The 24417-nt window shown below is 68.3% G+C and carries 24 protein-coding genes and 2 pseudogenes; 16 read left to right on the top strand and 10 right to left on the bottom strand.

The features are described 5' to 3' along the window. The first annotated feature begins 322 nt into the window (after positions 1-322). A complete protein-coding gene (locus ACQ858_RS11760) occupies positions 323-1042 on the top strand; it encodes a hemerythrin domain-containing protein (RefSeq protein ID WP_431276840.1) in 720 nt (239 codons plus the stop codon). Between the two features lie 485 nt (positions 1043-1527). Here the strand turns inward: ACQ858_RS11760 and ACQ858_RS11755 are convergent. Next, a pseudogene (locus ACQ858_RS11755) lies at positions 1528-2358 on the bottom strand (GAF domain-containing protein); the annotation flags it as partial. Positions 2359-3008: 650 nt separating this feature from the next. Further along, positions 3009-3314, bottom strand: a complete 306-nt coding sequence (locus ACQ858_RS11750) for a helix-turn-helix domain-containing protein (protein ID WP_431272933.1) — start codon at positions 3312-3314, stop codon at positions 3009-3011. Between the two features lie 224 nt (positions 3315-3538). Here ACQ858_RS11750 and ACQ858_RS11745 point away from each other — a divergent pair, with 224 nt between their 5' ends. The 4 genes from ACQ858_RS11745 to ACQ858_RS11730 all read left to right on the top strand — a co-directional run bounded on the left by ACQ858_RS11745 (position 3539) and on the right by ACQ858_RS11730 (position 7512). Continuing rightward, complete coding sequence (locus ACQ858_RS11745) at positions 3539-4429, top strand: Bug family tripartite tricarboxylate transporter substrate binding protein (protein WP_431272932.1); 891 nt, start codon at positions 3539-3541, stop codon at positions 4427-4429. Positions 4430-4524: 95 nt separating this feature from the next. Then, complete coding sequence (locus ACQ858_RS11740) at positions 4525-5271, top strand: NADPH-dependent F420 reductase (protein WP_431272931.1); 747 nt, start codon at positions 4525-4527, stop codon at positions 5269-5271. A 46-nt stretch (positions 5272-5317) separates the two neighbouring features. After that, complete coding sequence (locus tag ACQ858_RS11735; RefSeq protein WP_431272930.1) at positions 5318-6628, top strand: NTP/NDP exchange transporter; 1311 nt, start codon at positions 5318-5320, stop codon at positions 6626-6628. Next, positions 6616-7512, top strand: a complete 897-nt coding sequence (locus tag ACQ858_RS11730; RefSeq protein ID WP_431272929.1) for an aldo/keto reductase — start codon at positions 6616-6618, stop codon at positions 7510-7512. The genes ACQ858_RS11735 and ACQ858_RS11730 overlap by 13 nt, the downstream gene beginning before the upstream one ends. Positions 7513-7516: 4 nt before the next feature. Here ACQ858_RS11730 and ACQ858_RS11725 read toward each other — a convergent pair whose 3' ends face one another. Then, entirely contained in the window at positions 7517-8398 is an 882-nt protein-coding gene (locus tag ACQ858_RS11725) for a CoA transferase (protein ID WP_431272928.1), read from the bottom strand. 108 nt (positions 8399-8506) lie between these two features. On the opposite strand from ACQ858_RS11725, the gene ACQ858_RS11720 reads away from it, so the two are divergent. Then, entirely contained in the window at positions 8507-9409 is a 903-nt protein-coding gene (locus tag ACQ858_RS11720; protein WP_431272927.1) for an SDR family NAD(P)-dependent oxidoreductase, read from the top strand. A 35-nt stretch (positions 9410-9444) separates the two neighbouring features. Here the strand turns inward: ACQ858_RS11720 and ACQ858_RS11715 are convergent, their stop codons facing one another. Genes ACQ858_RS11715 through ACQ858_RS11695 form a run of 5 tightly spaced genes read right to left on the bottom strand, consistent with a single transcriptional unit; the run spans position 9445 to position 14635 of the window. After that, positions 9445-10362, bottom strand: a complete 918-nt coding sequence (locus tag ACQ858_RS11715) for an EamA family transporter (RefSeq protein ID WP_431272926.1) — start codon at positions 10360-10362, stop codon at positions 9445-9447. Further along, positions 10359-11363: an SDR family oxidoreductase gene (locus ACQ858_RS11710; protein ID WP_431272925.1), complete on the bottom strand. Its 1005-nt coding sequence runs from the start codon at positions 11361-11363 to the stop codon at positions 10359-10361. The genes ACQ858_RS11715 and ACQ858_RS11710 overlap by 4 nt, the downstream gene beginning before the upstream one ends. 18 nt (positions 11364-11381) lie before the next feature. Beyond that, positions 11382-12383 carry a bile acid:sodium symporter family protein gene (locus ACQ858_RS11705; RefSeq protein ID WP_431272924.1) on the bottom strand — a complete coding sequence of 334 codons (1002 nt, stop codon included), beginning with the start codon at positions 12381-12383 and terminating at the stop codon, positions 11382-11384. Between the two features lie 37 nt (positions 12384-12420). Next, entirely contained in the window at positions 12421-13740 is a 1320-nt protein-coding gene (locus ACQ858_RS11700; protein ID WP_431272923.1) for a flavin-containing monooxygenase, read from the bottom strand. A 43-nt stretch (positions 13741-13783) separates the two neighbouring features. Beyond that, on the bottom strand, positions 13784-14635 hold the full coding sequence (locus tag ACQ858_RS11695; protein WP_431272922.1) for an SDR family oxidoreductase: 852 nt from the start codon (positions 14633-14635) through the stop codon (positions 13784-13786). 129 nt (positions 14636-14764) lie between these two features. Between ACQ858_RS11695 and ACQ858_RS11690 the strand changes: the two genes are divergently transcribed. Next, the gene (locus ACQ858_RS11690) at positions 14765-15514 is read left to right on the top strand and encodes an IclR family transcriptional regulator (RefSeq protein ID WP_431272921.1); all 750 of its coding nucleotides are present in this window, start codon (positions 14765-14767) and stop codon (positions 15512-15514) included. 52 nt (positions 15515-15566) lie between these two features. Here the strand turns inward: ACQ858_RS11690 and ACQ858_RS11685 are convergent, their stop codons facing one another. Beyond that, a complete protein-coding gene (locus tag ACQ858_RS11685; RefSeq protein WP_431272920.1) occupies positions 15567-15977 on the bottom strand; it encodes a DUF488 domain-containing protein in 411 nt (136 codons plus the stop codon). An 88-nt stretch (positions 15978-16065) separates the two neighbouring features. Here ACQ858_RS11685 and ACQ858_RS11680 point away from each other — a divergent pair, with 88 nt between their 5' ends. Further along, positions 16066-16893 carry a crotonase/enoyl-CoA hydratase family protein gene (locus tag ACQ858_RS11680; RefSeq protein WP_431272919.1) on the top strand — a complete coding sequence of 276 codons (828 nt, stop codon included), beginning with the start codon at positions 16066-16068 and terminating at the stop codon, positions 16891-16893. 6 nt (positions 16894-16899) lie between these two features. On the opposite strand, the gene ACQ858_RS11675 is transcribed toward ACQ858_RS11680, so the two are convergent. Further along, positions 16900-17571 carry a nitroreductase gene (locus ACQ858_RS11675; protein ID WP_431272918.1) on the bottom strand — a complete coding sequence of 224 codons (672 nt, stop codon included), beginning with the start codon at positions 17569-17571 and terminating at the stop codon, positions 16900-16902. Between the two features lie 75 nt (positions 17572-17646). Here ACQ858_RS11675 and ACQ858_RS11670 point away from each other — a divergent pair, with 75 nt between their 5' ends. The 8 genes and pseudogenes from ACQ858_RS11670 (at position 17647) to ACQ858_RS11635 (ending at position 24405) form a co-directional block, all read left to right on the top strand. Then, positions 17647-17865 (top strand): hypothetical protein, encoded by a 219-nt coding sequence (locus tag ACQ858_RS11670; protein WP_431272917.1) that lies wholly within the window; start codon positions 17647-17649, stop codon positions 17863-17865. A 113-nt stretch (positions 17866-17978) separates the two neighbouring features. Continuing rightward, positions 17979-18770, top strand: a complete 792-nt coding sequence (locus ACQ858_RS11665) for a GntR family transcriptional regulator (RefSeq protein WP_431272916.1) — start codon at positions 17979-17981, stop codon at positions 18768-18770. Between the two features lie 62 nt (positions 18771-18832). After that, complete coding sequence (locus tag ACQ858_RS11660) at positions 18833-20038, top strand: ABC transporter substrate-binding protein (RefSeq protein WP_431272915.1); 1206 nt, start codon at positions 18833-18835, stop codon at positions 20036-20038. A gap of 13 nt (positions 20039-20051) precedes the next feature. Continuing rightward, a complete protein-coding gene (locus tag ACQ858_RS11655; protein WP_431272914.1) occupies positions 20052-20924 on the top strand; it encodes a branched-chain amino acid ABC transporter permease in 873 nt (290 codons plus the stop codon). Beyond that, positions 20921-21910 (top strand): annotated as a pseudogene (locus ACQ858_RS11650) (branched-chain amino acid ABC transporter permease); the annotation flags it as partial. The gene ACQ858_RS11655 and the pseudogene ACQ858_RS11650, both read left to right, overlap by 4 nt. A 3-nt stretch (positions 21911-21913) precedes the next feature. Next, positions 21914-22687 carry an ABC transporter ATP-binding protein gene (locus ACQ858_RS11645; RefSeq protein WP_431276839.1) on the top strand — a complete coding sequence of 258 codons (774 nt, stop codon included), beginning with the start codon at positions 21914-21916 and terminating at the stop codon, positions 22685-22687. Continuing rightward, on the top strand, positions 22684-23394 hold the full coding sequence (locus tag ACQ858_RS11640) for an ABC transporter ATP-binding protein (RefSeq protein ID WP_431276754.1): 711 nt from the start codon (positions 22684-22686) through the stop codon (positions 23392-23394). The genes ACQ858_RS11645 and ACQ858_RS11640 overlap by 4 nt, the downstream gene beginning before the upstream one ends. A gap of 54 nt (positions 23395-23448) precedes the next feature. Then, on the top strand, positions 23449-24405 hold the full coding sequence (locus ACQ858_RS11635) for a tripartite tricarboxylate transporter substrate binding protein (protein ID WP_431276753.1): 957 nt from the start codon (positions 23449-23451) through the stop codon (positions 24403-24405). Positions 24406-24417 lie beyond the last annotated feature (12 nt).

The raw sequence follows: 24417 nt of genomic DNA, 5'->3' as shown, positions 1-24417 counted from the left end.
GGGATTTCATCAGAGCGAATTTCGCCTGTCAATGGGACGTTGCTTTGGAGAAAAACCGCGCATGCGAGCGATCTTGATGGGCCGGCTCGATGCCCTCGCAGGTTTTTTGTTGTAGGACATCCTATGATTAAGGGCGTGATTTCGAGACATGGAGACGCCCGTCCAGGTGCTCTGGCCAAAAAGCCTAGACCGTTATTTAAGGTTTCCTGAGGGGTTCGTTAAGCAATTCTTAGCGGCGGGCGAGGGGCCCGATTCCTAGACTTTCTTCCCAGCAGGAGAGCGCACGGTGCGCCCGCCGCTGAACAGGAAAAGAAGGACTCCCATGAACATCGATCCGCGCGAAATGCGCCAAGTCGCGGCGGCCTCCGCCCCCCGTGTCGACATGTATGCCGGCATCCACAAGGCCCTGCGTGCGCTGATGGCCGACACCCTGATGGCCGTGGGGCGCATGGACCACGACGATGCGCTCGAGCTCGCACAGACCACCCAGCGCGTGCTGGAACTGCTTGATTTCTGCCGCTCGCACCTGCAGCACGAAAACGACTTCCTGCACGCCGCGATGGAGTCACGCGCCGCCGGCTCCAGCAGCCGGATCGCGCACGAGCATGAAGAGCACGCCGAGGCGATCGAGGCGCTGGCCAACCAGACGACCGCGCTGCTGCAGTGCGACGCCGCTTCGCGGGCCGAACGCTCGCTGGCGCTGTACCGCGCGCTGTCGGTCTTCATCGCGCACAACTTCGAGCACATGTACGTGGAGGAAACCGCGCACAACGCGGTGCTCTGGGCACGCTTCACCGATGCGGAACTGATGGAAATCCACGGCGCCCTGGTCGCCTCGATTCCGCCCCGGGAAATGATGTTCGTGGTGCGCTGGATGGTGCCCTTCATGAACCCGGCCGAACGCGCCGAGATGCTCGGCGACATGCGCGCCCACGCGCCCGCGCCCGCCTTCGCGGCGGCGCTCGACGTGGTGCGACCGCACCTCACCGAGCGCGAATGGGCCAAGCTTGCAGCGAGCCTGAACCTGCCGGCGGCGTCGTGAGTGGAGAGAGGGCCGACCGCCCGCCCGCTCAGCCCGCGATCTCGGTGAGGGCGACGGGCCGTTCCACCCGCAGCCTGAAGCGGCCGCGGCCGGTCTTCTCGATCCGCAGATGCGGGCTGTTTTCGGCGAGCCGCCGTTGCAGCAGCACCAGCCGCGCCTCGAGGTTGTCCGCCGAGGTCGGGCAGACGGATCGACGGGTCGAGCCGCAGCTCCCGGTTGGTGAACTCGGTGCGGCCCTGCTGCGAATACTCGCGCAGCAGCTTGCCCAGGATCGCGCCGGCAACGCCCTTGATCAGGTAGCTATCGGCGACGAACACGCTGTTGTTCGCGAGATAGTGGCGCACCGGCAGCGGCGCACCGCTGGCCGATGGCACGGCGGGTGGCGCGGGTTCTTCGGCGGCGGGCTCGTCGACCGTGCGCAGCAGTTCGAGCGCAGCGCCGAGATGGCTCGCGATAGCGACCAGCGCATCCTCGTCCTCGAAGCTGAATTGCATGTCCAGCGGGCTTTCGATGAACAGCGCGCCGAGCAGCCGCCCGCCCGACACGATCGGCACCGCGAGCTGGCTGTGCGGCTCGGCCAGGCCCGGGAACGGGATCTCGGTATCGAGCGCGATGCCCGGCTCGCTTGCCTGCAGGCTGCTGCGCACCGCGTGGCTGTAGCTTGCCGCGTTCGTGACGTGGCTGATGCGCACCGGCGTGCGCTCGCGCGCGGCGACGCCGATCACGCCGTGGCCCATCTCGATCTCCGAGCCGATGCCGGAGGTGGCATAGCCGCAGCTCGCCACCGTGTAGAGGCGCTGCGTCGCCGCGTCCAGCATGAGCACCATCGCGTGCTGCACGCCGAGGTGGTCGTTGAGCGCCGCGAGCACCGTCTGCAACAGCTCGTCGGTCGCGCCGCACGCGGCCATGCGCTCGGCGGCCCGGCGCACACCGGCCAGCAGGCCGGGCTTGGGATGCGAGACGGGAGCGAGCCGTTCGCCCTCGACGCTCTCGACGGCCTCGACCTCGTAGACGTCGGCGCCCAGCAGACGGAACACGCCCGCCATCCCCGAATGCGAGGCGATGCCCGCCAGTTGCGCTTTCATGCGCTCGAACAGCGCGCCGCCGGACTCGGTCCGCAAGTAGCGAAGCCGCAGCCGGTAGAAGGCTGCGATGACCGGGTCCATCAGCAGCACGCTCGCGTAGGGGTTGGCGAGGATGTTCGCGCGGGTCTTGTTGAAGAACTGGTACGACAGCCCGACATGCCGGTCGTCCACATAGTGCACCTGCGAGATGTAGGCCACGTTGGGCGTGCCGTCCTGGGCGCAGGTTGCCATGATGGCCGGGATCGCGCCTTCGAAGCAGGCCCGGATGTCGTTCAGTGATGGCGCGCAGGTGCTCATCGCGATCGCCGCTTCATGCGGCAGGGAGGGCGCTGCCGGCCTTGGGGCCCGGGGTCTGGTCGAAGGCTTCGGCGGGCGTGAAGCTGATCGCCACCAGATCGTCGAGGCGGAAAGCCAGCATCGCGCGGACGAAAGGCGCCTCGACGCCGACCGCGCCGACCTCGTCTTCCATCGACGCCGGTAGCGGCGCAGCATGGGCAGGTCGTCCTCGTGCGCCGGGCGAAGCTCGGCTTCGGTGGCCTTGACTTGCACCGTGCGATGGCTCAGCGGCTGGCTGAAGACCACGGCGATGCGGCCCGTGGCCGCGATGTCCTGCAAGAGCTGGCGCGACTGGCTGCGCGAGACGAAGACGGTGATTCGCGTGCCGTCCGCCGAGATCCGCGCGCCGACCGCGCGCATCAGGCTCGTCCGCAGCGCCGCGTCGCGCGAGGCCACGATGGCCGACACGCCCTTGTCGATCAACGCGATGTGCTCGGGACTCAGCAGCGGAGGAGGTGGGGTGCGGTTGGGCATGGATGGGCCGGGAAAGAGACTGGATTTTGATTCAAAAGTCCTCTTTCCCGACAGCGCCTGCGCCGTCGGCGTCAGGTGCGCCAGCGTGCGCGGCGCTTCGTCGCCGGGGGCGGCTTGAGCGCGGGCGGGTCGAGCGCCAGCCGCAGCGAGGCTTCCAACACCAGCGCGCGCTCGGTCGGCGCCATGCGCGGCCCGTCCTTCAGGAGTAGCGGGTCACCGAAGATCCTGCGCAAATGCCGCAGCGCGGTGTCGATCGCGTCTCGCGACCGGCCCAGCCGGGTCGCCGTTCGCGCGAGGCTGCGCTCGTCCATCAGCGTGCTGAAGACGCGCAGCAGTTCGACGTCGGCAGTGGCGTTGGGGCGTGGCATGGCGTTCATCGCACAGCCTTGGTGCCGCGATGCACCGGCGCCGATCGCCGATGGCCTCGCGGGCAGGGCCGGCCGTGCTCCAGCCATGGCGCAAGCGATTGGCGTGCCATGGTCTCGCGGGCATCGGATTTGCTGGGCCATCGCATGAACACCTTCCACCACCCCACGCGCCGCAGTGCGCTCCAGTTTCTGGCGGCTGGCGCCGCCTTGTTCGCACTGCCGGTGTTCGCGCAATGGCCGGACAAGCCGATCAAGATCGTCGTCACCTTCCCCCGGGCGGCGCGAGCGACATCCTCGCGCGCATCATGGCCGAGCAGCTTGGCAAGAAGCTCGGGCAGCCGGTGGTGGTCGACAACAAGCCCGGCGCGGGCGGCACCATCGGCGCTCTGCAGGTGGCCAGCGCGCCAGCGGACGGCTACACCTTCGTGCTCTCCAATACCACGCCGCTCGCGCTCGGCCCGTTCCTGCTCGACAAGCAGCCCTACGACCCGGTCACCGCCTTCACGCACGTCGCGTCTCTCGGCTCCGCGCCGCTGGTGATCATGGCGAGCAAGCCTTCGGGCATCACGAGCTTCGCCGACATCGAAGCGCGCGCCCGCAAGGACGGACGCCTCGATTTCGGCTCGGGCGGCCCGGGCTCGATCGGCCACGTCCACGGCGAACTCATCCGGAAGATCACCGGCGCCAACCTCGTGCACGTGCCTTACCGCGGCGGCGCACCGATGACGACGGACCTGATCGCCAACGTGATTCCGGTCGGCATCGACGTGATCACCGCCTACGTGCCGTACTTCAAGGGCGGGCAGCTCGTGCCGCTGGCGGTGACGGGCGCCGCGCGCTCGCCGCTGATGCCCGATGTGCCCACCATCGTCGAGCTGGGCCAGCCCAAGCTCGTGCTGGAGAACTTCTTCGGACTCAGCGGGCCGGCCGAGCTGCCGCCCGAGATGGTCGAGAAGCTCAACACCGCGTGCAACGAGGTGCTGGCGATGCCGGATGTGCAGAAGAAGCTGATCGAACTCGGCATCGTCGCCAAGCCTGAGAGCGCTGCGCGCTTCGAAGCGATCGTGAAGGAGCAGGTCGGCATCCTCGCGCCCACCGTCAAGAGCGCCGGCATCAAGCTCTGATCCAGGCTCGCCCCCGGGCTCCGCGCACTTCGTGTCGCTTGCACGGGCCGCTGCGCGGGAACATGATTCCCCCTTCGCCGAACCTGGGGGGTCCCATGCCACTCCATTTCACCCACGATCGTGTGCGCCGGGCGCTGCTCGCAGCGGGCGGCGGCTGGGCTCTGCTGGCGGCGCTCGCGCCGCGTAGCGCGGCAGCGCAGACGACGTCCGGCACGCGCATCGGCATCATCGGGGCGGGCCGCATCGGCGGCACCATCGGCGGACTGTGGGTGAAGGCCGGTCATCCGGTGATGCTGTCGTCGCGCCATCCCGAAGAACTCAAGGACCTTGTCGCGACCCTCGGCCCGCTCGCCAAGGCAGGCATGGTGGCCGAGGCGATCGCGTTCGGCGACGCGCTGTTCATCGCGGTGCCCTACGGGGCGCTGCCGCAGATCGGCAAGGACTACGGCGATGCGCTCAAGGGCAAGATCCTGCTCGACGCCTGCAATGCCGTGGCCGCGCGCGATGGTGGCGAGGTGGCTGGAGAAGTCGAGCAGGAAGGCATCGGCGTGGTGTCGCAGAAGTACCTGGGCGGCGCACGGCTGGTGCGTGCGTTCAACACCATGTCGTACATGATCTTCGCGCGCGAGGCCAACCGGCCGCCTCCGAGGCTGGCGATCCCGATCGCCGGTGACGACCCCGAAGCAGTGAAGGTCGCGGCGGCGCTGGTCACCGACGCCGGCTTCGATCCGGTGGTGGTCGGCAAACTGGCCGATGCGCGCAAGTTCCAGCGCGGCGGGCCGGGCTACGGCCAGTCGGTGAGCGCGGCCGAACTCAGGCAGAAGCTGTCGCTCGCGCCATGAGCCGTCCGGGCGAATCCCGAAGCGCTGCCGCGCGCAGGGTAGTCCAGTGACGCCCGACGAGCGCTGGCTGCGGCGGGTGGTTCCGGCCACGCCGCAGGAACTCGCGGCCGCGCTGTGGTCCTTCGGCTATTTCTTCGCGCTGCTCGCGGGCTATTACGTGCTGCGGCCGCTGCGCGACCAGATGGGCATCGCGGGCGGCACGCGGGCGTTGCCATGGCTCTTCACCGCGACCTTCGTGACGCTGCTGGCGGCGCAGCCGCTCTACGGTGCGCTGGTCGCAAGGCTGCCGCGTGCGCGCTTCATCCCCGTCGTCTATCACTTCTTCGTGGTCAATCTCGCGGTGTTCTGGGTGCTGCTCGCGCTGGGCATTGCACCGGTATTCGTTGCGCGTGTGTTCTTCGTGTGGGTCAGCGTGTTCAACCTCTTCGCGGTGGCGGTGTTCTGGTCCTTCATGGCGGACCTCTTCACGAGCGAGCAGGCCAAGCGGCTCTTCGGCTTCATCGGCGCGGGCGGGACCGCGGGCGCACTGCTCGGGCCGGCGATCACCATCGTGCTGGCGGTGCCGCTCGGGCCGCACAACCTGCTGATCGCGGCGATCGTGTTCCTGGAGATCGCGGTGTTCTGTGCGCATCGTCTCGAAAGAAGCGTCGGTGTGCGGCAGGACGGGCCGCGCGAGCCGGCGCGCGTGGGCGGGAGCGCGTTCGCGGGCATCTCGGGGCTGTTCCGTTCGCCGTACCTGCTGGGTGTGGGGGCGTGGGTCAGCCTGCTGTCGTTTGGCGCGACGATGCTGTACTTCATGCAGGCGAACGTGGTGTCCGCGACGATCAAGGGCGCAGGCGAGCAGACGCGCATCTTCGCGAGCATCGACCTCGCGGTCGGGCTGCTCACGCTCGCGACGCAGGTCTTCGCCACCGGCCGCTTCCTGCAGCGATTCGGAACGGGCATCGCGGCGGGCGCGCTGCCGGCGGTCTACATCGTCGGCTTTCTTGCGATCGCGTGGTCGCCGGGCCTGGCGGTGGTGCTCGTGTTCCAGGTGGTCCAGCGCTGGATGAACTTCGCGATCGCGAATCCCGCGCGGCAGGTGTTCTTCACGGTCGTCGACCGCGAGGACAAGTACAAGGCCAAGAACCTGATCGACGTGGTGGCCTACCGCGGGTCCGATGCGCTCTATGGCTGGGTCTACGACGCGCTGCATGCCGCGGGGCTCAAGATCGGCGCGATCGCCTTGTGCGCGCTGCCGGTCGCGATCGCGTGGCTGGTGCTTTCGGGCGCGCTGGGGCGCACGCACGAGCGCCGCGCATCGCAATCCGCCGGCGACGCGCCGGCTCGACTGGGAGAGGCGTCATGGCATCGATGACCCGGCGGCACTTTTCCGCACTGGCGGCCACGGCGCTCTGGCCGTTTTCCGGCTGGGGGCAGGCCAAGGAGGCCGCGCTCCTCACGCGCGCCATTCCGTCGAGCGGCGAGCGCATCCCGGCCGTGGGCCTGGGCACGGCCATTGTGTTCAACAACGACGACGCGAAGATCCGCGAGACCGCGACGCAGATCCTGCGCACGCTGCTCGACAACGGCGGCAGGCTCGTGGACACCGCCTCGACCTATGGTGACGCCGAACTGGTGCTGGGCCACGCGATGCCTGCCGCGGCGTCGCGCGACAGGTTCTTTGTGGCGACCAAGCTCGAGTCGCCCGATCCCGCCGAACTCGAGCGTTCGCTGACCCGGCTCGCGACGCGCCGCATCGACCTGCTGCAGCTTCACAACGTGCGCGACCCGGCGCAGTCGCTGGCGCAATTCAGGACCTGGAAGACACAGGGCGTGTGCCGCTACCTCGGTATCACCTCCACCTCCGAGCGTGCCTATGGCGCGGTCGAGGCGGTGCTGCGGCGCGAGAAGCCGGATTTCGTGCAGATCGACTACTCGCTCGACAACCGTGAGGTGGAGGAGCGCATCCTGCCGCTGGCGGCCGAGGTCCATGCCGGCGTGTTGACGGCGCTGCCTTTCGGCCGCAACCGGTTGTTCCGCGCCGTGCGCGGCAAGTCGCTGCCCGACTGGTCGGCGGACTTCGCCGAGAGCTGGGCGCAGTTCTTCCTGAAGTACCTGCTGGGCGACGAGCGGGTGACGGCCGTGATTCCGGGCACCTCCGATCCGGCGCACATGGCGGACAACCTCGGCGCGATGCGCGGCCGGTTGCCCGATGCGGCCGAGCGCAGGCGGATGGTGGAGTTTGTGCGGAGCCTCTGACGACTCAGCCGGCCAGCGTGAGCAGTGGAACGTCGCGTTCGCGCGCCATGACGTCCAGTTCGGCGCGGGTGCGGGTGGCGATCCAGCACGCGATCGCTTCATGCGTTTCGGCCGAAGCCATGTCCTTCGACGTCGCGCCCGCCGCGTCGCACAAGCGGGCGGCGAAATGCGGCTCCAGCGCCGCCACGGCCACGCGCCCATCGGCGCACGGATACACGCGATAACCCGCATGCGCACCGCCCACGGCACCGCTCGGCGTGGTGAGTCCCCAGGTGCGCGGCAGCGCGAGCCAGTCGGCGGCGGTATTGAGCGCGACTTCGAGACAGATCCCGGAAGCGGGCGACGAGGCCTTGTGCAGCACGGCCTTCAACACGGCTTCGTTCGCGAGCAGCGCACCGCCCATGTCGGCGTAGAGCGTGGGCGGTAGCTCGGTGCCGGTGACGAGGCCGCTTTCTGCGAGGTAGGTGAGATCGTGTCCGGGTTCTTCCGCGCGGTCGCCCGGTGCGCCGACGATCGCGACCTGCGAGAGCTTCGGGTGGCGTGCATGCAGCCTGTCCCAGTCCAGACCCAGCTTCGAGAGCGCCGAGGGCCGGAACGAAGTCAGCAGCACGTCGGTCGCATCGAGCAGGCGATGCAGATGCTGCTGGCCCGCCTCGGTCTTGAGGTCGGCGACTTCGATGCGCACGCCTTCATGCAGCGCTGCGTAGGCGGCACGGTTGTAGTGCCCCATCGGATCACCCGACGGCGGTTCGAGCTTGGTGCAGGTCGCGCCCATGGCGCGGCAGCGCATCAGCGCGGCGGGGCCGGGCAGGTTGAGCGCGAGGCTCAGCACGCTGACGCCGGCCAGCGGTGCGAAGGCTTCGGAGGCGGAAGAGGGTACGGACATGGATCGATCCCGGTTGAAAAACCGCCCGGAAGCTTACCGGGTTGCGGGCGCCGATCTACGATGCGCGCTGCACAGTCCGTTCAACCCGACGAACCCAAGGAGACCCGCATGTACCAATCCGATCTGATGGCCGGCCAGCGCATTCTCGTGACCGGCGGCGGCACCGGCCTCGGCCGCGCGATGGCCGAGCGCTTCCTGGGCCTGGGCGCCGACGTCGCGATCTGCGGCCGCCGCCAGAGCGTGGTCGAGCAAACCGCGAGCGAATGGCGCGCGCAGTTTCCGGGGCGGCGCGTCGACACCTTCGGCGTGGACATCCGCAACGCGCAGGCGGTGGAGGAAATGGTGGAAGGCCTCTGGCAATCCGGCGGATTGACGGGACTGATCAACAACGCGGCCGGCAACTTCGTCTCGCCGACCGAGGCGCTGTCTCCGCGCGCCTTCGACGCGATCGCGAACATCGTCTTCCACGGCACGTTCTACGTCACGCAGGCGGTGGGCAAGCGCTGGATCGCCGAGGCGAAGGCGGGCCAGTGGAAGCAGGGCGACCCGTACCGTAGCGTGATGAGCATCATCGTGACCTGGGTCGACAACGGCGGCCCCTACGTCGTGCCCTCGGCGATGAGCAAGGCCGGCATCGAGGTGATGACCAAGTCGCTGGCCACGGAGTGGGCGCGCTATGGCATCCGCCTGAATGCGGTCGGGCCGGGTGAGATCCCGACCGAGGGCATGAGCAAGCGCCTGAATCCGGGCGAGGCACCCGGCGCACGCAGCAAGGCGCTCAATCCGATGGCGCGCACCGGCGAGATGAGCGAGCTGCAGAACCTCGCGACCTTCCTGATGGCGCGCGGCCAGTGCGACTGGCTCAACGGCCAGAGCATCATGATGGACGGTGGCGGCGCGCTGGCCACCGGCGGCAACTTCTATGAGCTGCGCCGGTGGAGCGATGCCGACTGGCTCGCCGCGCGCGAGCGCATCGAGGCGCAGAACCAGAAGGACAAGGCGCAGCGCTGAACGGGCCCCGGTCGTCGTTGCCGAAGAAGGGCGGTTTACGCCCGGGCGATTCTCAAAAGCCGTGCCGCGAAGCCCTGGTTGATCATCAGCCCGAGCAGCACCGCTGCCGTCCCGATCCATTGCGCGGGGCTCGGTCGTTCGCCGAAGCACAGGGCTGCCGCCGCCGGGCCGACGACCGGCACCAGCAGCGAGAAGGGCACCACGCGGCCCGCCGGATGACGCTGCAGCAGCCGTGTCCACAAGGTGTAGGCCAGCAAGGTCGCGAGCCAGGCGAGATACAGCACTGCAAGCAACGCGCCGAGGTCGAGATTCGCGAGCTGGCGCATCACCGTCGCCGGGCCTTCCTCGGCCACCGCGAAGATCGCGAAGGGCACGATCGGCACGAGGCTGCTCCAGACGATGAAACCGAAGGGGTCGTACGCAGGCACCGTGCGCGTCGCGAACCGCACCACGATGTTCGAAATCGCCCACATGAACGCGGCTGAGAGCGTGAGCAGGAAGCCGATGAGTGTCATCTGCCCCGGTCCCTCGCCGTGCGCGGCGGCAATCAGCACGAGGCCCGCGAGCGCGACTGCGATGCCGATCCACTGCCTGGGCTGCGCGCGTTCGCCCAGCAGCGGCGCGGCGAGCAGCAGCGTGAAGAAGGCCTGCGTCTGCATCACGACCGAGGCCATGCCCGCGGTCATGCCGAGCTTCAGGCCGAGGAAGAGAAAGCCGAACTGGCCGAGTCCCTGCGCGAGTCCATAGGCCAGCAGGTAGCGCCACGGCAGCGCGGGCATGCGCACGAAGAACAGCAAGGGCAGCGATGCGGCGGCAAAGCGCAGCGCGCCGAGCAGCATCGGGCTCAGGTCACGCAGCCCGAGCTTCATCACGACGAAGTTCAGGCCCCAGATCACCACAACGGCCAGGGCACGGCCCAGATCTGCCCGGCTGAGGTGCGTCGGCGTGCTCACGCGCTCGCCTGCGCCGGCTGCTGCTCGCGCGCTTCGCGTGCCGCCTTGAAGGCGAGGAAGGCTTCGAGGCTCGTCTTGCGCGGCACATAGCCGAACTCGTCCTTCAGCCGCCTGTTCGACAGCACCGGCCGGTAGCGAAGGAAGTCGAGCTGCTCGGGCCCATAGCGGGTCAGGCCCAGTTGCGAGCCGATCGTGAGCGCGATCTTCAGCAGCGACGCAGGCAGCACCCGCATCGGCTTGTGCAGGATCGAGGCAATCTGCGGCAGCGTCAGCGCGCCATCGCCCGCGACGTTGAAGCATCCGTCGCGGCCGCTGGTGATCGCGTGGACCACGCAGCCGGTCACATCCTCGTCCCAGATGAAGACAAACGGGCTGTCGCTGCCGCGGATCGCGAGGATGCGTGGCTTCTCGAACAGCGCCGTGATCTGGTTGTGCACGTTTTCGCCGAGGATGGTGCCGATGCGCAGCACCGTCTGGCGCAGCGCCGGATGCGAGACGCGGTAGGCCGCGAGCATCTCCTCCACGAGCCGCTTGTGGTGCGAATAGGCGAAGGCCTGATTGCCGCGCAGCGCGTCGCCCTCGTCGATCCAGGCCGGGTTGTCGGCGTGGTAGCCATAGGCGGCGCCGCTGGACGACACCACGATGTGGCCGACGCCGTTGGCGATGCAGGCTTCGAGCACGTTGCGCGTGCCCAGCACGTCGACCGAGTATTCGAACTGCCGCGTGCTGCCGCGCCCGGGCGTCACGATCGAGGCGAGGTGCACCACGGTGTCGATCGCGTGCTCGCCGAGGGTGGCGCCGATCTCCGGCGTGCGCACGTCCTGGGCGACGTAGACCACACCGGGCAGGTGCCGTTCGGCCGGTACTTCGCGCACGTCGAGCGCGACCACATGCTGGATGTCGGGCAGGCGGGCGAGCGCGGCGACCACCGTGCGGCCGAGGAAACCGTCGGCGCCGGTGACGAGGACGCGGCGTGCCGCGAGGATTGGGGAAGTTTCCATGAGATCAATGATCGGTATCTACGGTGCACAAAACCCGCGCGGCCGAGGCCAGGGCGCCTGCGGAACCGGCTCTGCCGGGCCGCTAGGTGCGCCCCCTCGAGGGGAGCGCCGAAGGCGCATGGGGGTGTCTGCCCTTCTCGCCCACCGGGCGGCGAGCCCGAGGCCCGCGATGATGTCCCAGAAGCCCCACACGCCGGCGACCACCGCCATGCCGCCGAGACCGCCGAAGAAGCTGAAGATCAACACCAGCCCGAGGCCCGAGTTGCGTATGCCGACCTCGAAGCTGACCGCGCGCCGGTCGTACTCGGCGAGTCCGGTCGCGGTGGCGCAGGCGTAGCCCGTCGCGAAGGCGAGCGCGTCGTGCAGCGCAACGGCAAGCAGCACGAGCCCGACGTAGTCGAGGAAGTAACGCCAGTTGCCCGCGACTGCCGCGAGGATGAATCCGATCAGGCAGAGGAAGCTCATGATGCGCACCGGCTTGTTGACGCGATCGGTGAGCCTGGGCAGGTAGTGCGCGAAGGCGAGGCCGATCACGAAGGGAGCGCCGATGATCGCCACGATGTGCATCACCATTTCGCCCGGGTCGAGCGCGATGGTCTTCAGGAGTGGCGCCGCCGTCGGATGGATACCGCCCCAGAACGCGAAGTTCAGCGGCATCACGAAGATGGCGATCAGGTTCGACAGGGCGGTCATCGACACCGAGAGCGCCACGTTGCCGCCCGCGCGATGCGTGAGGATGTTCGACACATTGCCCGGCGGACAGCAGGCGACCAGGATCATGCCGAGCGCGATGCTCGGCGCCGGTTGCAGCAGCAGCGTCAGCACGAAGGTCACGGCCGGCAGCACGATGAACTGCGCCGCGACGCCGACCGCCATCGCGACTGGCATGCGCATCACGCGCCTGAAATCGTCGATGCGCGCGTCCAGGGCGATGCCGAACATCAGGAAGCCGAGCACTGCGTTGAGCAGCACCAGCGATGCCGGGTTGAAGTTCAGGCGCACCTCGTCGACTGGAAGCATGGACTATTCCTCGGGGTCGTTGTTGTCGGGGCGTGCTTCAGGCGAGCGCAGCGGAGGCCTCGCGCACCGCGCGGCGATAGCTGTCCTTGTGCACGTAGTAGGCCATGCGCTCCAGCTTCAGGTACCTGTAGCCGCCCGACAGATCGGGTGTCGGACCGACCTTGGCTTCCCTGAGTGCGGCAGCCTGCGGGCGGCCCTCGGACTGTGCCTTGAAATAGCGCGCGACCAGTTCGGCCTGCTCGTAGCGCCCCTGCCAGCCGATTCCGCTCGCCTCGATCATGCCGAGCACCGCGAGGTTGTCGAAGCCCGGCGCGAAGATGTTCAGATAAAGCTGCGGTGCCATGCCCTGCCAGTTGAGCCATGTGCGGTCGATGAACGGGTAGTGCAGCTTGTAGCCGGTCGCGCAGAGGATCAGGTCGTAGTCGCGCGCGCTGCCGTCCTTGAAATGCACCGTGTCGCCGTCGAGCCGCTCGATGTCGCCGCGCACCGCGATGTCGCCATGGCCGATGTGGTGCAGCACCAGCGAATTCACCACGGGGTGCGATTCGTACATGCGGTAGTCCGGCTTCGGGAAGCCGAAGCGCACCGGGTCGCCGGTGAACCACTGCAGCACCTTGGCGTCGAGCCGCTGCTTGATCCACGCCGGCAGCGGACGCTTGCCCCCCAGCGTGTCGGCTGGCTTGCCGAAGATGTACTTGGGCACGAAGTAGTAGCCCCGCCGCACCGAGATGTCGACGCTCTTGGCGTAGTGCACCGCATCGACCGCGATGTCGCAGCCGCTGTTGCCCGCGCCGACCACCAGCACGCGCTTGTTCCGGAAGAGGCTCGCGTGCTTGTACGCGGCGGTGTGCAGCAACTGGCCGTTGAAGTGGCCTTCGAAGCGCGGCATGCTCGGTTCCGACAAGGTGCCGTTGGCGATGATCACGCCCTTGTACTCGGCGGTCTCGACGCGGCCGTCGCCGGCATCCACGCTCACGCGCCAGAGCGTCGACGCGCTTTCCGTCACCGGCTCGACGCGGATCACGCGCACGCCGAAGCGGAAGTGGCGCCGCAAGTCGAAGTGGTCCGCGAAGTCGCTGAAGTAGCGGCGCAGTTCGGCGTGGCTCGGGTAGTCGGCCACGCTGTCGGCCATCGGGAATTCCGAGAACTCCGTGGTGCGCTTCGACGAGATCAGGTGCGCCGACTGGTAGACCGTGCTGCGCGGGTTGTCGATGTTCCACAGGCCGCCCACGTCGTCGTAGGCCTCGAAGCCCTGGAACGGGATGCCGAGCTTTTGCAGGTTGCGCGCGCCGGCGAGCCCCGAAGGGCCGGCGCCGATCAGGGCGATTTGCTGGTGGGTGGGCACAAGGGCGGACACAGGTTGACTCACGTGAAAGAAGCGGAGGGTGGGAGGCGCGCGCTCAGCGCGCGCGAGGTTCGGGGTCGGATGTCGCGGTTTCCGGCGAGGCCGCCGGCAGGCCCGGAATGGCTGTCGCACCCGGCTCGCCGGCGCGCGGCTTGCGCGGCTGGCGCAGCAGCAGGGCGTCGTGCCATGCATCGGGAAGCAGATCGAGCGCGCAGGCGAGCCAGCCCAGGCGGCGCGGCAGCACGAGTTCTTCGGCGCCGCGCGAGATCGCACGCAGGATCGCGGCTGCCGCATCTTCCGGCGCCATCAGTCCGGGCATGGCGAAGCGGTTGCCGGCGGTGAGCGCGGTGCGCAGATAGCCGGGATTGACCGTGCACACACAGAGGCCGCTCGGACGCAGTTCGGCGCGCAGGCTCTGCAGATAGCGGATCAGGCCGCCCTTGCTCGCGCAGTACGCGCCATTGCCCGGGAGGCCGCGCCGGCCCGCGAGGCTCGCGATGCCGACCAGCGTGCCATGTCCGCGCGCCCGCATCGGCCCGACGAAAGGCTGGAAGGTGGTGGCGACGCCGAGCAGGTTGATCTCGACGATCCGGCGGAACACCGCGAGGTCGGAGGCATCGGCCGTGTCGTAGCCACCCGCGACGCCCGCGTTGGCGATCACGGCATCGGGCACGCCGAAGCGGCCGATCCAGTCCCGCGCCATCGCCTGAATCGCGGCGCTGTCGGACACGTCCGGCGTGTAGACGGCGCAACGGCCGGGCGCCGTCGCCGCCAGCGCCTCGAGCGCCCCGGCATTCAGCCCGACCAGCGCCACCTTGGCGCCGCGCGCCAGCGCCTCCCGGGCCAGGGCGCTGCCCAAGCCGCCGCACGCGCCGGTGATCACGAGGTTGTCGGGAGAAAAAGTCATCAGAACGTTCGTTTAATCCTTGCAGCTTAGCGAAATTGCTTCAGAATCTCGAAAAATTTCTACTTTTCGTCTCGAAATACGAGATTTCCTATGGATTACCCCGATCACGCCGCTGCTGATGAGGCTGACTTGGCCGCCACGCCCGGCCTTCGTCTGCTCCAGTTGCTCGAAGTTGTCGCGGCCGAAGGCGAGCCGCAAAGCCTCAGCGACGTGGTCCGCCTGACCGGCCATCCCAAGCCTTCGGTGCACCGGATGCTCCAGCAGCTCGAACATGGCGGCCTGCTCGCGCGCGGCAGCGATGGCCGCCGCTACGCGATCACTTCGCGCCTGATGCGCTTCGCCGAAACCGTGCTGCGCGGCAGTACCGCGACCGGCGTGCGGCACACGGTTCTGCGCCAGCTCGTGGCGGAGGTCGGCGAGACCTGCAATCTCACCGCGCTGTCGGGCACGGAGGTGATCTATCTCGATCGCGTCGAGACCGCCTTTCCGCTGCGGCTCGAACTGCGGCCCGGCTCGCGCGTGCCGCTGCATTGCTCGGCCAGCGGCAAGCTGTTCCTGGCCTATCTGCCGCGCGCACAGCGCGACCGGCTGCTCGACGGCCTGACCTACGAGCGCCACACGGCGCACACGTTGCAGTCGCGAGAGGCGCTGGAGGCCGAGCTCGATCGCATCCGCCAGAAGGGCCATTCTGTCGATGCGGAGGAGTTCATCGACGGCCTCGTCTGCGTGGCCGTTCCGGTGCGCGACGACCCGCAGGGGCCGGTGCGCTGCGCGGTGGCCCTGCAGGCGCCCGCGGTCCGCATGCCGCTGACCGGTGCGCTGCAGCAGCTCGACAAGCTGCGCACCGCCGCGCAGGCGATCGCCCGCGCGATGCACTGAGTGTGCTCGGGCACGGGCGTCGCGGTCGTGGCCTGCGCCTTCGCGATGAAGGTCAGCCTGTCGATTCGGGGACGATGTCCGCGCCGCGCTCCGCGAGCAGCGCCCGCAGAAAGGACCGATGGCAGCGCGCCTCGTCTTCGCAATAGCAGCCGATCGAGAACGAGCTCTGGTGCGACAGCGCGGCGAGCAGGTCGAGGCTGCGGCTCGCATCGGGCTCGGCCATCTCGCTCTTGAACCTGCGTCCGAAGGCGTTCCATTCCGATGCGACGCCCGAGGCTTGCGCGGCCTGCGCCATCTTCATCGTTTCGGCCGACGGCGCGAGGTTGGGGTACCACACGTCGTACCAGTTCTGCGATGCGAACTCGCTCTTGGGCACGCCGCGCGGCGGGCGGCGCACGGTGCCGATGCGCAGGCCTTCGCCGGGTGCGCGGTCGCTGCCGAGTCGAACGATCCGGATGGGCATTTGTCTTTCCTCCTTCGCAGTGTGTTGTCTGGGTGACACCGGGATCATCGCCGACCGCTGATACTCGCGCGAGACCAGGAGACACCGCATGAACGACCGTATCGAATCGATCCGCCACGCCGACGGCGTGGTCGAGCTGCACCTGAACCGCGCCGACAAGATGAACGCGCTCGACCCCGCGATGTTCGACGCGCTCATCGATGCCGGCAGCCGCCTGCGCGAGGACGCCAGCGTGCGCGCCGTCGTGCTGGGCGGTCGGGGCAAGGCCTTCTGCGCGGGGCTGGACATGCAATCGTTCCAGCGCATGCAGAGCGACGCCGCGAACATCGTGGGCGACGCTTCGAGCGGCAGGGACCTGACCGATCGCACGCACGGCATCTCCAACGCGGCGCAGTACGTGGCGATGGTCTGGCGTGAAGTGCCGGTGCCGGTGATCGCCGCCGTGCACGGCGTGGCTTTCGGCGGCGGGCTGCAGGTGGCGCTCGGCGCGGATCTGCGGCTGGTCGCGGCCGACACGAAGATGTCCGTCATGGAAATTAAGTGGGGACTGGTGCCCGACATGGGCGGGATGGTGCTCATGCGCGAGCTGGCGCGCAACGACGTGGTGCGCGAGCTCACCTACACCGGTCGCATCTTTTCGGGCGCTGAAGCCGTGGCGCTCGGCCTTGCGACGCGGGTGGCGGCCGATCCGCTGGCCGAGGCGCTCGCGATGGCGCACGAGATCGCGCAGAAGAGCCCCGATGCGATCCGCGCCGGCAAGCGGCTGCTGAACGCGGCGATGGGGCACAGCGCCACCGAACTGCTGTTGGCCGAATCGGTCGAGCAGAAGGCACTGATCGGCAGCCCCAATCAGGCCGAGGCGGTGCGCGCAAACATCGAACGCCGCCCGCCGCACTTCAGCGACCCGCGGCGCTGAGGCGCCTCAGGCGCCCCTGAAGCGCAGCCATTCCTCGACAGGGGCGCGGTCGCTCACGAGGCCGTTCACCGGATGGTCCGGGTCGCGATGGCCGATCGCCATGCCGCAGAGCAGCATGCGCTCCGGCGGCAGCTCGATGGCCTTGCCGATCGTCACCGGGTAGATCGCCCAGCATTCCTGCGCGCAGCTGTCGAGCCCTTCGGCGCGCAAGAGCAGCATCACGGTCTGCAGGTACATGCCGAGGTCGGACCACTGCGGCGGTCCCATCGACCGGTCGATCGAGCAGAACAGCGCCATCGGCGCACCGAAGAAATCGAAGTTGTTCGCGAACCAGCGGCGGCGCGCGGCCTTGTCCTCGCGCGGGATGCCCAGGCGCGCGTACATCGCCTCGCCGACCTGGAAGCGCCGGTCGCGCCAGGGCGAGCGCAGGTGGGGCGGGTAGATTGCGTACTCGGCGGGCTCGGGTTCGCGGCCCTCCATGAGGTTGCTGCGCATCTGCGCGCGCAGCCCCGCAAGGGCGTCGCCGGTCACCACGTCGATGTGCCAGGGCTGGAGATTGCCCCCGGAAGGTGCGCGCGCGGCCAGGGTCAAGACCTGGCGGATGGTCTGCGGATCGACCGGCGTCGGCAGGAATGCGCGGATGGAGTGGCGGCTGGCTACGGCTTCCTGGATATGCATGGGTGGCGGGGTGGATGTCAATGGCTCGATTTAAGCAGTTTGCCGCCCGGCAGGCCGCATACTCGCGGCGTGCCAATGCATCTTCTCCACCGTCTGGCAGCTCAGCAGCTGCCCATTGCCGTCACGGGCGGCGAACAGGTTGACGCCGTCCGCGTGCTGAACCTTGCCGGCCACATCAAGGCATCGATCCCGAAGCCGGTGCGCACGCTCGACGGCTTCGAGCAACCCGCGGCCATCGTTTCCGAGATCACCTCGCTCGGGCGCAGCATGCTCAAGCGCTTTCCGCTGAAGTAGGCGGTAGCCCGCAGCGCCCCGCGAAGGGGCGTGTTTTCCCCTATGTGGGGCGTACATATCGGCTGCAAATGTCCTATTGACGGGACAAAAGAACGGAGCAACCATCGGAGCCCATGTCACAGATGCCGCTGCCGAAATACCACCAGATTTATCTGTTGTTGTGCGAGCAGTTGGCCGAAGGCCGCTTCGAGGACGGGCTGCCGGGTGAATTCGCGTTGATGGAAGAGTTCGGCGTCGCCCGCGTCACCGTGCGGCGCGCGCTCGAGAAGATGGCGGCCGAGGGCCTCATCGCGCGCGAGCCGGGCCGGGGAACGCGGCCCATCGGCAGGCCCCCGGCCTCCATCGAGCAGGGCGGACACGGCGTGCAGCGCGCCAATCTCGGCGGCCTGCTCGAGAACCTCGTCAGCATGGGCTTGCGCACCTCGGTCAAGGTGATCGACGTGCAGACCGTCACCGCGTCGGCCAGCGTCGCCGCCGCGCTGCAGTTGAAGCCCGGCGACGCGGTCCAGAAGGCCGTGCGCGTGCGTTCCACGCGCGAAGGGCCGCTGTCGCACATCACCACCTACGTGCCCGCGGAGGTTGCGCGCCGCTTCGGCCGCCGCGAACTGGCGCGCAAGCCGATCCTCGTGCTGCTCGAAGAGGCGGGCGTGCAGGTCGGGCGGGCGCACCAGACGATCACGGCCGGGCTCGCCGACGCGGCGCTGGCGCAGCACCTCGACGTCTCGGTCGGCTCGGCACTGCTGGCCGTGCGTCGGCTGGTCTACGACATCGACGAAAGGCCCGTGCAGTGGCTGCACGGCCTGTACCGGCCCGACCGCTACACCTACGAGATGCAGTTGTCCCGCGTGGGCGGCATCGATGCCAAGGTGTGGGTCAGCAAGGAGCTTTCGGCGCAGTTCACCTGAGTCGAGCGATTCAACCAATCCATCCCAGCCAGTTTCATCACGATCCACCACGAGGAGTCCCCATGGAAAACCGCCGTCGCTTCCTGTCGCAGACCGCCGCCCTCGGCACGTCGCTCGCCTTTCCGCTGATCGGGGGCGCGCAGCCCAAGCCGGTGCGGGTGGGCGTGCTGCATCCCGTGACCGGGGCGCTGGCCTATTCGGGGCAGCAATGCCGGCTCGGCGCGCAGATGGCGATCGATGACATCAACCAGGCCGGCGGCATCAAGTCGCTGGGCGGCGCGAAGATCGAGGCACTGCTCGGTGATGCGCAGTCGCAGCCGCAGGCCGGCGCGGCCGAGGTCGAGAAGATGAACGAGGCAGGCGTCTCGGCCGTCGTCGGCGCATTCGCCTCGGCGATCTGCCCGGCCACAACGCAGGCGGCGGCCAAGTACAACCTGCCGCATGTGGTCGATGTCGGCGTGGCCGACCAGATCGTCGAGCGCGGCCTGAAGAACACCTTCCGCTTCGGCCCCGGCTACAAGAAGTCCACCGAGGTCGCGATGGCCAACCTGCTGGTGCTCAACAAGGCGGCGGGCAGCCCGGCGAAGACCGTGATGATCATCCACGAGGAGTCGCTCTTCGGCACCGGCACCGCGCAGCTGCTGTCGCGCGAACTGCCGGGGTACGGCTTCGAGGTCAAGGAAGTGGTGAAGCACGCGAACCCCACGCGCGACTTCAACAACATCGTGCTGCGCATGAAGTCCGTCAATCCGGACATCGTGATCCCGGCCAACTACTACAACGAGTACGCGCTGCTGGTGCGCACCATGCAGCAGCAGAAGGTGCAGCCGAAGGCGATCTTCTCGGTGCTCGGCGGCGCGGCCTCGAGCTACAAGTTCGTCAAGGAGTTTCCGGATGCGGCCAACGGCATCATCGACTGCAACCACTGGTTCAACCCGAAGGACAAGCGCTCGCAGGAACTGCGCAAGCGGGTCGAGGCCAAGGGCCAGTTCTTCAGCTACGAGGTCTTCATGACCTACACCGCGATGATGCTGCTGGCCGATGCGCTGGAGCGCGCCAAGTCGAGCGAGCGCGCCGCGATCATCGATGCGCTGGAGAAGAGCACCTTCTCGAATCACATCATGCCGTACGGTCCGACGAAGTTCGTCAATGGCCAGAACGAAGGCGCGCAGCCGCTGATGACGCAGGTCGTAAAGAACGACATCAAGGTCATCATCCCGCGCGACTACCGCGAGGTGGAGCCGATGTTCCCCTTGCGCGCAGCCTGAGGCCGGAAGCAGGATGTTCGATTTCGGCATTCTCTTCCCGTCGGTCCTGAACGGGCTGACGACCGGCGCCGTCTATGCACTGATCGCGCTGGGGCTCACGCTGATCTACGGCGTCCTGCACATCATCAACTTCGCGCACGGCGCCTGCCTGATGCTGGCGCTGTACGCGGTGTACTTCCTCAAGGAACGGCTGGGCATCGATCCGTACCTGGCGCTGCCGATCGTGGTGCCCGGCATGTTCGCGCTCGGCTACGGCCTGCAGCGCATCGTCATCAACCGCGCGGGACATGGCAAGGACGAGAACATCCTGCTGGCGACGCTCGGCATCGCGATCGTGATGGAGAACCTCGCGCTGCTGTTCTTCAAGTCCGACACGCGCAACATCGACACCGCCTATTCGCTCGCCACCGTCGCGATCGGGCCCGCCATGATCGCGGTGCCCAAGCTGGTCGCCTTCGCGGGCGCGCTGGTGGTGTCGGCGGTGCTCTTCTGGATCATGGGCCGCACCGACCTCGGCCGCGCGATCCGCGCGGTCGCCAGGGAGAAGGAGGGCGCGAAGCTCATGGGCATCGACGTGGACCATGTCTATGCGATGAGCTTCGGCATCGGGCTCGCGTGCCTCGGTGCGGCGGCGTGCTTCCTGCTGCCGGCCTACTACGTGAATCCGCAGGTGGGCGGCGGCTTCGTGCTCGTGGCGTTCACCATCGTGGTGCTCGGCGGCATGGGCAGCTTCGTGGGGGCGCTGGTCGGCGGCTTCCTCGTGGGGGTGGTCGAGTCGCTCGGCGGGCTCTATCTGGGCGAATCGCTGGGGCAGATCGGCATCTTCGCGATCTTCATCGGCGTGGTGCTGTTCCGGCCCGAGGGCATGTTCGGAGCGCGGGCATGAGCGTGGGTTCCAACGTATCGAGCGCCGGGCTGCGGCACCTCGGCGGCATTGCGATCTTCGCGGTCGTGGTGGCCTGCCTGCCGCTCGTGACCTCATCGGGCGTTGCGCTCAACTTCGCGATGATGGCGCTCTACGCCACGCTGATCGCGCAGGCCTGGAACATCCTCGGCGGCTTCGGCGGACAGTTCTCCTTCGGTCACGCGCTCTTCTTCGGCACCGGCGCTTACATCCAGGCGATCGGGCAGCTCCAGGGCGGCATCAATGCGTGGCTGGCGCTGCCGATGGCCGTCGCGGGCAGCGCGCTCGTCGGGCTCTTCGTCGGCGCGCTGACCTTCCGCTACGGGCTCAAGGGCTCGTACTTCGCGCTGGTCACGCTGGCTTTCGCGGAGGTGTTCCGGATCGTCGCGCTGTCGGTGAATTTCACCGGCGGCGGTGTGGGCCTGATGGTGCCGCTGCGCGAGTCGGCGGGCAATCTCCAGTTCGCTTCGCGCGCCGGTTATCTGTGGGTGGTGCTGGCGTTCGTCACGGCGGCCCTGCTGGTCACCTGGTGGCTGCGCAACGGTCGCTTCGGTGCGTACCTGCAGGCGGTGCGCGACAACGAAGATGCGGCGCGCGCGGTCGGCGTCGATCCGTTCCGCGTCAAGCTCGTGGCGATCGCCATCTCGGGCGCCTTCATGGGCTCGGCGGGTGCGTTCTATGTGCAGGTGTTCCAGTACATCGATCCGGGCATCGCCTACGGTTCGACCACCTCGGTGGAAGCCCTGGTCGCAGCCATCGTCGGCGGCGTGGGCACGCTGTGGGGGCCGGTGCTCGGCGCCGCCGCGCTGCATGTGCTGTCGGATTTCACGCGCAACCTGTTCGGCGAGTTGCCGGGCATCAACATGGTGATCTACGGCGTGGTGCTGGTCTTGATCGTGATCTTCCTGCCGCGGGGCATCGCGGGTGTGGGGCTGTCGGTGCGGCAGCTCTGGATGGGGAAGGGGGGCGCCATGACTGAGCCTCTTCTGGCGCTCGATGGCATCTCGCGCTCCTTCGGGGGGTTGAGGGCCGTGCAGAACGTGAGCCTCTCGGTGCGCGAAGGCAGTCTGAGCGCGCTGATCGGGCCGAACGGCGCGGGCAAGACCACGCTGTTCGCGCTGATGTCGGGCTTCCTCAAGCCGGACACCGGCACCGTGCGTTTTGCCGGGCAGGACATCACCGGGCGCGAGCCGCATCGCAATGCGCTGCTGGGCATGACGCGCACCTTCCAGATCGTGAAGCCGTTCGCCGCGCAGACGGTGCGCGAGAACATCGCGGTCGGCGCGCATCTGCATGTGCGTGGCCGCGCCGAGGCTTTGCGGCGCGCGGAAGACGTCGCGGCGCGCGTGGGCCTTGCGCCGCAGCTTGACAAGCCGGCGTCCGACCTCACGGTGGCCGGACGCAAGCGCCTCGAACTCGCGCGGGCACTCGCGACCCAGCCGCGGCTGCTGCTGCTCGACGAAGTGCTGGCCGGACTCAACCCGCAGGAGATCGCCGAGATGATGCCGGTGGTGCGCGGTATCGCCGATGGCGGCGTGACCGTGCTGATGATCGAACACGTGATGCAGGCCGTGATGAATCTCGCCGAACATGTCTGGGTGCTGGCGCAGGGCCAGTTGATCGCCGAGGGAAGCCCGGCAGAGGTCACCTCGAACGACAAGGTGGTCGAGGCCTATCTGGGCCACGGCACCGCCGCGCGTCTGCGCAAGGCGGCGGCGAATGCACCGCAGGAGGCCACGGCATGACGACCTTGCTCGACATCCAGGGCCTGCGCGGCGGCTATGGCCGCGTCGAAGTGCTGCGCGGCGTGGACCTGCGCGTGAATGCGGGCGAGATGGTCGCGCTGCTCGGCAGCAACGGCGCGGGCAAGTCGACGCTGAACAAGATGATCTGCGGCCTGTGCCCCGCCTGGAGCGGCACCGTGCGCTTCGATGGCCAGGACCTGAGCGGCGCGCACTACCGCGAGGTGGTGAAGGCCGGGCTCATCCAGGTGCCCGAAGGGCGCAAGGTCTTCCCGAATCTCAGCGTGCTGGAGAACCTCGAGCTCGGTTCCTTCACGCGGGCGCGCGAACGGCGTGCAAGCAACCTCGACAAGGTGTTCGGCATCTTCCCGCGGCTGAAGGAGCGGATGGGCCAGCCGGCCGGCACCATGAGCGGCGGCGAGCAGCAGATGCTCGCCATCGGCCGAGGCCTGATGGCGGAGCCGGTGCTGCTGATCCTCGACGAGCCTTCGCTGGGCCTGTCGCCGCTGCTCGTCGAAGAGATGTTTTCGCTCATCCGCCAGCTTCGCGAGGACGGCCTCGCGGTGCTGCTGGTCGAGCAGAACGTCGGCCAGTCGCTCGAGATCGCCGATCGGGCCTATGTGCTCGAAAACGGAAGCGTCCGCTTCTCGGGGCTGCCGCAGGAACTGCTGGGCAGCGACGAACTTCGCCGCGCGTACCTGGGCCTCTGACGGTCCCTTGCATTGCCTGCATCGCGCGAGCCATTCATCGAACAGGAGACGAACGTGAGACGTCGAGACATTCTCGTTTCATCCGCCGCGCTGGCGCTGGCCGCCGGCGCCAATGCCCAGATCGGCGGCGTGCCGGTGCGCATCCTCGTGGGTGCGCCCGCGGGAGGCTCCACCGACACGCTGGCGCGCACGCTGGGCGCCAGCATGGGCCCCGCGCTCGGCAGGACGGTGATCGTGGAGAACCGCCCCGGCGCGGGCGGCAACATCGCGGCCGAACTCGTCGCCAAGGCGCCGCCGGACGGCAACACGCTGCTGATGAGCTTCACCAGCCACGCGATCAACGCGACGCTGTATCCCTCGCTGCCCTTCGATCCGGTCAAGGACTTCACCCCGCTCACGCTGGTGGCGACTTCGCCGTCGGTCCTCGTCGCGCATCCCTCGGTGCCGGCCAGCAACGTGAAGGAGCTCATCGCGCTCGCGAAGGCCAAACCCGGCCGGCTCAACTTCGCGATCGGCGCGGTCGGCTCGTCGCTGCACATGGCGGGCGAGGCCTTCAAGATGCAGTCGGGCGCCGATATCGTGAACATTCCATACAAGGGCACCGCGCCTGCGGTGCAGGACGTACTCGCCGGCCAGGTGCAGCTGATGTTCGCAGCCGTGGGCAATGTGCAGGCCCACATCCAGGCCGGCAAGCTCAAGGCGCTGGGCGTGACCACGGCCAGGCGGCTGCCGCAGTTCCCCGACGTGATGGCGATCGCCGAGGTGCTGCCGGGCTACGAATCCAGTGCATGGTTCGGGCTTTTCGGGCCCGGGCGCATGGCGCCCGACGTGGCACGCAAGATCAGCGACGCGGCGCGTCAGGCGATCGCCACGCCCGAGATGCAGAAACGTCTCGAAACCGAAGGCGCGATCCCGGTCGGCAGCGCGCCCGAACAGTTCGCGCCCTTCGTGCAGAGCGAGATCGAGCGCTGGGCCAAGGTCGTGAAATTCTCCGGGGCCAAGCCGGAATGAACGCCATGGCCT

This window comes from Variovorax ureilyticus (assembly GCF_050632185.1).
Lineage (GTDB): Bacteria > Pseudomonadota > Gammaproteobacteria > Burkholderiales > Burkholderiaceae_C > Variovorax > Variovorax ureilyticus_A.
This window is presented reverse-complemented; position numbering and strand designations above follow the sequence as displayed.

Bases quoted from the DNA above. Each gene is read 5' to 3' on its own strand.
- ACQ858_RS11760 (WP_431276840.1), top strand. From the start codon at position 323: ATGAACATCGATCCGCGCGAAATGCGCCAAGTCGCGGCGGCCTCCGCC.
- ACQ858_RS11750 (WP_431272933.1), bottom strand. From the start codon at position 3,314: ATGAACGCCATGCCACGCCCCAACGCCACTGCCGACGTCGAACTGCTG.
- ACQ858_RS11745 (WP_431272932.1), top strand. From the start codon at position 3,539: ATGGCCGGACAAGCCGATCAAGATCGTCGTCACCTTCCCCCGGGCGGC.
- ACQ858_RS11740 (WP_431272931.1), top strand. From the start codon at position 4,525: ATGCCACTCCATTTCACCCACGATCGTGTGCGCCGGGCGCTGCTCGCA.
- ACQ858_RS11730 (WP_431272929.1), top strand. From the start codon at position 6,616: ATGGCATCGATGACCCGGCGGCACTTTTCCGCACTGGCGGCCACGGCG.
- ACQ858_RS11725 (WP_431272928.1), bottom strand. From the start codon at position 8,398: ATGTCCGTACCCTCTTCCGCCTCCGAAGCCTTCGCACCGCTGGCCGGC.
- ACQ858_RS11720 (WP_431272927.1), top strand. From the start codon at position 8,507: ATGTACCAATCCGATCTGATGGCCGGCCAGCGCATTCTCGTGACCGGC.
- ACQ858_RS11710 (WP_431272925.1), bottom strand. From the start codon at position 11,363: ATGGAAACTTCCCCAATCCTCGCGGCACGCCGCGTCCTCGTCACCGGC.
- ACQ858_RS11705 (WP_431272924.1), bottom strand. From the start codon at position 12,383: ATGCTTCCAGTCGACGAGGTGCGCCTGAACTTCAACCCGGCATCGCTG.
- ACQ858_RS11695 (WP_431272922.1), bottom strand. From the start codon at position 14,635: ATGACTTTTTCTCCCGACAACCTCGTGATCACCGGCGCGTGCGGCGGC.
- ACQ858_RS11685 (WP_431272920.1), bottom strand. From the start codon at position 15,977: ATGCCCATCCGGATCGTTCGACTCGGCAGCGACCGCGCACCCGGCGAA.
- ACQ858_RS11680 (WP_431272919.1), top strand. From the start codon at position 16,066: ATGAACGACCGTATCGAATCGATCCGCCACGCCGACGGCGTGGTCGAG.
- ACQ858_RS11675 (WP_431272918.1), bottom strand. From the start codon at position 17,571: ATGCATATCCAGGAAGCCGTAGCCAGCCGCCACTCCATCCGCGCATTC.
- ACQ858_RS11670 (WP_431272917.1), top strand. From the start codon at position 17,647: ATGCATCTTCTCCACCGTCTGGCAGCTCAGCAGCTGCCCATTGCCGTC.
- ACQ858_RS11665 (WP_431272916.1), top strand. From the start codon at position 17,979: ATGTCACAGATGCCGCTGCCGAAATACCACCAGATTTATCTGTTGTTG.
- ACQ858_RS11660 (WP_431272915.1), top strand. From the start codon at position 18,833: ATGGAAAACCGCCGTCGCTTCCTGTCGCAGACCGCCGCCCTCGGCACG.
- ACQ858_RS11655 (WP_431272914.1), top strand. From the start codon at position 20,052: ATGTTCGATTTCGGCATTCTCTTCCCGTCGGTCCTGAACGGGCTGACG.
- ACQ858_RS11645 (WP_431276839.1), top strand. From the start codon at position 21,914: ATGACTGAGCCTCTTCTGGCGCTCGATGGCATCTCGCGCTCCTTCGGG.
- ACQ858_RS11640 (WP_431276754.1), top strand. From the start codon at position 22,684: ATGACGACCTTGCTCGACATCCAGGGCCTGCGCGGCGGCTATGGCCGC.